Raw genomic sequence first — 6,128 nt, 5'->3', positions numbered from 1 at the left:
ATAATAATATTTTAATTCTTCATTGTCCGGATTTTCTCCCCAATTAAATACACTGAACGGCCACATACCCGAAGAAAACCATGTATCCAAAACATCGTTATCCTGAACCAAATGTGTGTTACCGCAATGAGGACATTTTGCAGGAGTATCCTGTTCAACTATAGGAGGACAATTTGTTTTGTTTCCTTTTTCATCAACACAATAATAAACCGGAATTCTGTGTCCCCACCAAATTTGACGGCTTATACACCAATCTCTTAAATTATCAAGCCACAATGTATAAGGTTTTTTCCAGGATGCAGGATAAAATTTAACTTTATCGTCTTTTGCTGCCTGTGATGCTCTTTTAGACATTTCTTCAACTTTTAAAAACCACTGTTCCGACATTATCGGTTCTATTGTTGTCCCGCATCTGTAACATTTGCCTACGGAGTGATTATAATCTTCCGTTTTTATAAGGTATCCCTGTTCCTGTAAATCCGCAACAATTTGTTCTCTTGCGGCTTTCGCAGACATTCCCTTATACTTTGCAACCAAATCGGTCATATTACCGTTTGAATCTATAACCTCAAGTATTTCAAGGTTATGTCTTCTTGCTATTTCATAGTCAACCGCATCGTGTGCAGGGGTAACTTTTACGGCTCCTGTTCCGAACTGCATATCAACAATGTAATCGGCAACTATTTTTATTTCTCTGTTAACCAAAGGAAGAATTATTGTTTTACCTACAATTTTCTTATATCTTTCATCGTTAGGATTAACCGCAACGGCAGTATCACCTATCATAGTTTCAGGTCTTGTTGTTGCAACCGTTAAAAAATCGTCCGAATCTTTTATAGGGTATTTTATATACCATAAATTACCTTTTTCGGGAGTATATTCAACTTCAATATCGGATAATGCCGTATTGCATCTGGGACACCAATTTACTAACCTTTTTCCTCTGTAAATTAAACCTTTATCGTAAAATTGTTTAAATGCTCTTTTAACGGCCTTCGAACATGCCTCGTCCATAGTGAACCTTGTTCTGTCCCAATCAAGCCCGCAACCGAGTTTTTTCAATTGGTTCAAAATAGTGTCACCTGTTTTCTGTCGCCACTGCCACATTTTTTCCAAAAATTTTTCTCTGCCCAAATCATATTTCGTTTTGCCTTCTTTTTTAAGTAACTTTTCTACAACATTTTGAGTTGCGATTCCGCCGTGATCGGTCCCCGGAACCCATAAAGTATTATAACCTTGCATTTTTTTAAACCTGATAATTGCATCCTGCAAGGAATTATTTAACGCATGCCCCATGTGTAAAGACCCGGTAACGTTCGGCGGAGGTATAACTATTGTAAAAGATTTTTTATTTTTATCCGGTTTTGAAGAAAAAGTTTTATTTTCAATCCAATATTTTACCCATTTTTCTTCTACTGTTTTTGCATTATAAACTTTATCCATTTCCATTATTTATTTATCCTTTTCTAATTGCTACGTATTTTCCAGTCACTCCCATCTACTTTCTTTTCGGCATCGGGGTTACCAAGTTGTGCCGCGGTTTTAAAATAATCTTGTGCCTGTGACAATAAACCTCTTTGTTCATAGATAAGCCCCATTTCATATAAAGCAAGGTCATGTGCACCGTTTATTTTCAACAATCTTTCCCAAATTTCTATTGCATCATCAATTCTGCCTTCCTGTTTATAAAACAAACCCAATTCATACAAAGGAGTTTGACATTCAGGCCAAACTTCCAAAGATTTTTTAAAATATTTTTCCAAGTTTGCTTTATTGCCTAATTTACCGTAACAATAACCCATAATATAATAAATATCGCCTAATGTGTATTTGTCCTGTTTCATAAGTTCTTCGTCGTGCTGTATATTTTTATGAAATATTACAAGTGCTTCCTTATATTTTCCGGTTTCTGCCAATTTATAACCTCTTTTTATTTCTCTTTCAGGAAAATGAAAGCTTTTATCATCATATTCACCTTCGGATGTTCCGTTTTTCCTTTTCATTGCCAATTCCTGTGAAATGGTCATCGTTGAATTAACCGTTCCCGGTTCAAAATAATAACCTTCGGGAACATCTTCTCCGTAACAAAACACACACCCGCAAAACACGACACTTGCTACCAATAAATACAATTTTGTTCTTTTCATTTTTTTACCTCTTTAAAAAACTTTGTTCCAAACAGAACCGTTTTCCATACACAAATAAATTTTAATTTTATTACTATATTTTTTTATTCTTTCAACAATAGTTTTATAAATATTTACACGTTGTTGCTCAATATACCTTAACTTAGTTCCATCCAATAATAATTCTCCGTTAAGAATTTTATTTTCCGGAAATCTGTTTTCTATTGTTTTTTTTAATTCAACTGGCATTCTGAAAGAGCCGATACTTATCCATTTTATATATTTTTCATCTATAAAATCAAATATCGCATCTACGGTGTCCGTATATCCTTGTTTCCAATCGTCATACAATATAACAGGATCAAAATGAAAAGCCGTGCTAAAACCCGCCTTAACACATTTTTGTGCCGCGGTAAGCCGTGCTTGCAAACCGGGCGTTAAATATTCGTTTTCTTTTATCATTTGCCGTGAATTTACCGACCATGCGACAACTATATTTTCGGTTCCGCCTGCTTTAAGCAAATTATCTATATTTACGCTTTTTGTTTTAAATTCAAAATCAATACCGGGTCTTTGTTTAAAAAAATTTACAATATTATTTGAAAACAACGTAATATCATCAAAGACCAAAGAATCAGTCCATTCCCCGCTGCCGACTCTCGGATTATCAAAAAAATTACTTTTAACCGGAATAATTTTATCATCAGTTAAAAAATCATCTATATTTGCGGGCAATATAATTCCTGCCGCATTTTGATAACCCTGTAAAAAGCAATAAGCACAATCATAAGGGCAGCCGAAACCTATGTTTATCAAAGAATAATTACAACAAACTACATTTTTCGTGCACGGACACTTTTTAAAAAAATCAAATTTTTCATTAACTATAAATAAATTTTCACGTCTGTTATTATATTTTTGTATTGAAAATTTATTTTCTTTCAAATAACTTTTTAAACTTTCTATTTGACTGAAGTTTGCATTTTTATAAATATTTTTAACTCTGTCAAAAAGCTGTGAATTTAAAACATCCTTAGTATAAAAAACATTTTTCGGAACAAACTTTATGTTATCAAATTTAACTTTATTATCATCATCAATATCAACATCAGGCAAATAAAAGCTGTCTTTCTTTACACTTTTAAACGAATTCGGATATCTTATGCTTAACAATTGCTTTTTTATATCCTCATATCGCTTAGACAATAATAATCCGTAAATTGTTTCATAAGAAATATTTTCTCTTTTACTTATTTCAAAAAATAATCTTGATATTTCTCTTATTTTATTTACACCGAACAGCGGAAATTTTTCATTTAAAAAAGATTTAATAAATAAATTCTTGTTGTTCATTTTTTATAAAATTTATTATGGAAGCAGAAATATCTTTTCTTGCTTTGGCAATTTTTGTTTTTTCCGAAGATTCAAGTTTATTTTCAAAAGGTTCTTTTTCCCCTACGATATCGGTAACATAAAATACGGCTATTGCTTTTTTATTTATCGATGAAGCTGCAGAAAAAACTGAAGAACATTCCATATCAACAACATTTATTTTATTTTTTTGAAACCATTCTTTATATTTTTTTTCCAAAACTATGGAACTTGTTGTTACACACTTTACCTGCTTTATATCGGATTCCTTAACTTTTGAAAGATAATCGTTTAATAACGGCGTAGACGGATAATAAGAATCGGGATTTCTTTTCATTTCAAGCATTTCTGAAAAGCTTTCAAAATTAAAAACTTTTTTTACTACAACATGGTCACCTATTGATACTTCTTCACAACCGCCGCAACTTCCGAATAGAATTATATTTTCACATTTGGTTTCTTTCAAATAAAGAACAATATCTCCGACTAAAAAATTATTTTTTATAGAAATGACCGTTACTTTATCATAATTATTTATTTTTGTAAAAAAACCGTTATATGTTTGCGACTGACCTAATTTTGAAAATAAATTTTGGTCCGAATTTTGGCAAATAATACAATTTTTTTGAATATCGTCGGTTTTTATACCAAAATAATCCAATAATTCAGTCATTTTACCCCCTTTAAACTACAAATTGCCGTTAATGGTGGTGGCAATGTCCACCGCAACAACAGCTTCCTTTGTTATTAGCACCGCAGGAACTATCGAAACAAGCATCGGAATTAGCACTTGAAGAAAACATTGATATTTGTTTTTCAACTTCTTCACTTTTACATTTAGGACATTTTATTTTTTCTTTATCTATCGAGAAAACAATTTTTTCAAATCTTGTATTACATTTTTTGCAGATATATTCAAAAAGAGGCATATTATCTCCCTTGTGCTTTTTCAACAACAACTTTGTTACCTTTTATATTACTGTTATTTAAAGCATCTATAACTTTTTGTGCAACATCTTTTGGAACTTCAACAAAAGAAAATTTATCAAAAATATCAATTCCGCCGACAACACTACCGTTTAATCCCGTTTCACCGGCAATTGCACCTACAAAATCCCCAGGACGAATATTTTTACTTTTACCTATATTGATAAATAATCTTGTCATACCGGCTTGCCTTGCAGAACCAAACTTTCTGTTTTTATTCCCGGCTTTTTTTCTTCTATCGTTTTGAAAATAAGTTTCATGAACATTCAAATCAATATCTTCATTATGTTTTTCCGCATTTTCTTCTTTTAACATCATCTCAAATAAAGTTGCCGCAACATCTATCGAAGTAATATTATCCGTTATTAAAGATTCTATTTTAGGAATATATTTTTCTGCCGTATCATTTTTTAAATTTTCTTTTATTTTCTCCATAAAAGATGAAATTCTTATATTTTCAACATCGGCAAGCGACGGAACGGGAAACCTTTTTATTGAAACTTTAGTATATCTTTGAATATCTCTTAATTTATAAATATCCCTGCCTGAAATTAAGCTGAATGCCTTTCCCGTTCTTCCGGCTCTTCCCGTTCTTCCTATTCTGTGAACATAAGATTCTATATCCTGCGGAATATCATAATTGAATACGGCTTCAACTTCATCAACATCTATTCCACGAGCCGCAACATCCGTGGCAACAAGAATTTCTATTTTACAGTTTCTAAATTTATTCATTACTCTGTCACGTTGAGTTTGGCTCATATCACCGTGAATTGCATCTGCGGAATATCCCCTCGTTTGTAATTGAGCGGTAACTTCATCAACCTTCTTTTTTGTATTACAAAATATCAATGATAATTTAGGAGAATACATATCCAAACATCTTGATAATGCCTCAACTTTTTGATGCTCCCTAACTTCACAATACAACTGTTCCGTCAACGGAACGGTTAATTTTTCATGAACAACTTTTATATTCTCCGGCTGAATTTGATACTTTTTTGTTAAATTTAAAAATTCTTTAGGCATTGTTGCCGAAAAGAAAACCGTTTGCCTTTCTTCCGGCAACGATTTAAGTATTAATTCTATATCATCGATAAAACCCATATCAAGCATTTCATCGGCTTCGTCCAAAACTACTATGGAAGTATTTTCAAGTTTTAAAGTTTTTCTTTCTATATGGTCTATAATTCTTCCCGGTGTTCCTATTACAATTTGTGTTCCTCTTGCAAGTGCTGCCATTTGCCTTGTTATAGGTTGCCCGCCGTAAACAGGAACAATATTTATTCCTCTTTTATATTTTGCAAGTGCCTGCAGTTCACCGGCAACCTGAATGGCAAGCTCTCTTGTGGGGCACATTATAAGTGCTTGTGTATTTTTACTTTTAGGATTTACTTTTTCAAGTATGGGAATACCGAATGCTGCGGTTTTACCCGTTCCCGTTTGTGCCTGCCCTATAATATCCCTGCCTTCTATCATTTTGGGAATAGCCAAAGATTGTATCGGTGTTGCTTCTTCAAAACCCATATCCGCAACAGCTTTTAATATTTCCTGACTTATATTAAGTTCACTGAATTTTAGTTTTTCCATTGATGCTCCTCAGCCAAAATATGTTTTACTTCTTCCAAATTCACATCCGTATTT

Annotated in this window: 6 protein-coding genes; all 6 read right to left on the bottom strand. The window is 32.6% G+C overall.

Features of this window, described 5'->3' with window-relative positions; translation table 11 throughout:
• On the bottom strand, positions 1–1,449 hold a 1,449-nt coding region (locus ACMUOV_RS06305), incomplete at its 3' end, for a valine--tRNA ligase (RefSeq protein WP_413854258.1).
• A 17-nt stretch (positions 1,450–1,466) separates the two neighbouring features.
• Positions 1,467–2,147: a tetratricopeptide repeat protein gene (locus ACMUOV_RS06300; protein ID WP_413854257.1), complete on the bottom strand. Its 681-nt coding sequence runs from the start codon at positions 2,145–2,147 to the stop codon at positions 1,467–1,469.
• A 12-nt stretch (positions 2,148–2,159) separates the two neighbouring features.
• Positions 2,160–3,479, bottom strand: a complete 1,320-nt coding sequence (locus ACMUOV_RS06295; RefSeq protein ID WP_413854256.1) for an SPL family radical SAM protein — start codon at positions 3,477–3,479, stop codon at positions 2,160–2,162.
• Positions 3,454–4,170 (bottom strand): hypothetical protein, encoded by a 717-nt coding sequence (locus ACMUOV_RS06290; protein ID WP_413854255.1) that lies wholly within the window; start codon positions 4,168–4,170, stop codon positions 3,454–3,456. Before ACMUOV_RS06290 ends, ACMUOV_RS06295 begins: the two co-directional genes overlap by 26 nt.
• 28 nt (positions 4,171–4,198) lie before the next feature.
• Positions 4,199–4,426 (bottom strand): FmdB family zinc ribbon protein, encoded by a 228-nt coding sequence (locus ACMUOV_RS06285; protein WP_413854254.1) that lies wholly within the window; start codon positions 4,424–4,426, stop codon positions 4,199–4,201.
• Position 4,427: 1 nt separating this feature from the next.
• Positions 4,428–6,074 carry a DEAD/DEAH box helicase gene (locus tag ACMUOV_RS06280; RefSeq protein ID WP_413854253.1) on the bottom strand — a complete coding sequence of 549 codons (1,647 nt, stop codon included), beginning with the start codon at positions 6,072–6,074 and terminating at the stop codon, positions 4,428–4,430.
• Between the last annotated feature and the right edge of the window lie 54 nt (positions 6,075–6,128).

The organism is Candidatus Ruminimicrobium bovinum (assembly GCF_902760015.1).
In the GTDB taxonomy this organism is placed as follows: Bacteria; Elusimicrobiota; Endomicrobiia; order Endomicrobiales; family Endomicrobiaceae; genus Ruminimicrobium; species Ruminimicrobium bovinum.
This window is presented reverse-complemented; position numbering and strand designations above follow the sequence as displayed.

What these genes read in the sequence shown, in the direction of transcription:
- ACMUOV_RS06290 (WP_413854255.1), bottom strand. Translation starts at nt 4,170, where the DNA reads ATGACTGAATTATTGGATTATTTTGGTATAAAAACCGACGATATTCAA.
- ACMUOV_RS06285 (WP_413854254.1), bottom strand. Translation starts at nt 4,426, where the DNA reads ATGCCTCTTTTTGAATATATCTGCAAAAAATGTAATACAAGATTTGAA.
- ACMUOV_RS06280 (WP_413854253.1), bottom strand. Translation starts at nt 6,074, where the DNA reads ATGGAAAAACTAAAATTCAGTGAACTTAATATAAGTCAGGAAATATTA.
- ACMUOV_RS06295 (WP_413854256.1), bottom strand. Translation starts at nt 3,479, where the DNA reads ATGAACAACAAGAATTTATTTATTAAATCTTTTTTAAATGAAAAATTT.
- ACMUOV_RS06300 (WP_413854257.1), bottom strand. Translation starts at nt 2,147, where the DNA reads ATGAAAAGAACAAAATTGTATTTATTGGTAGCAAGTGTCGTGTTTTGC.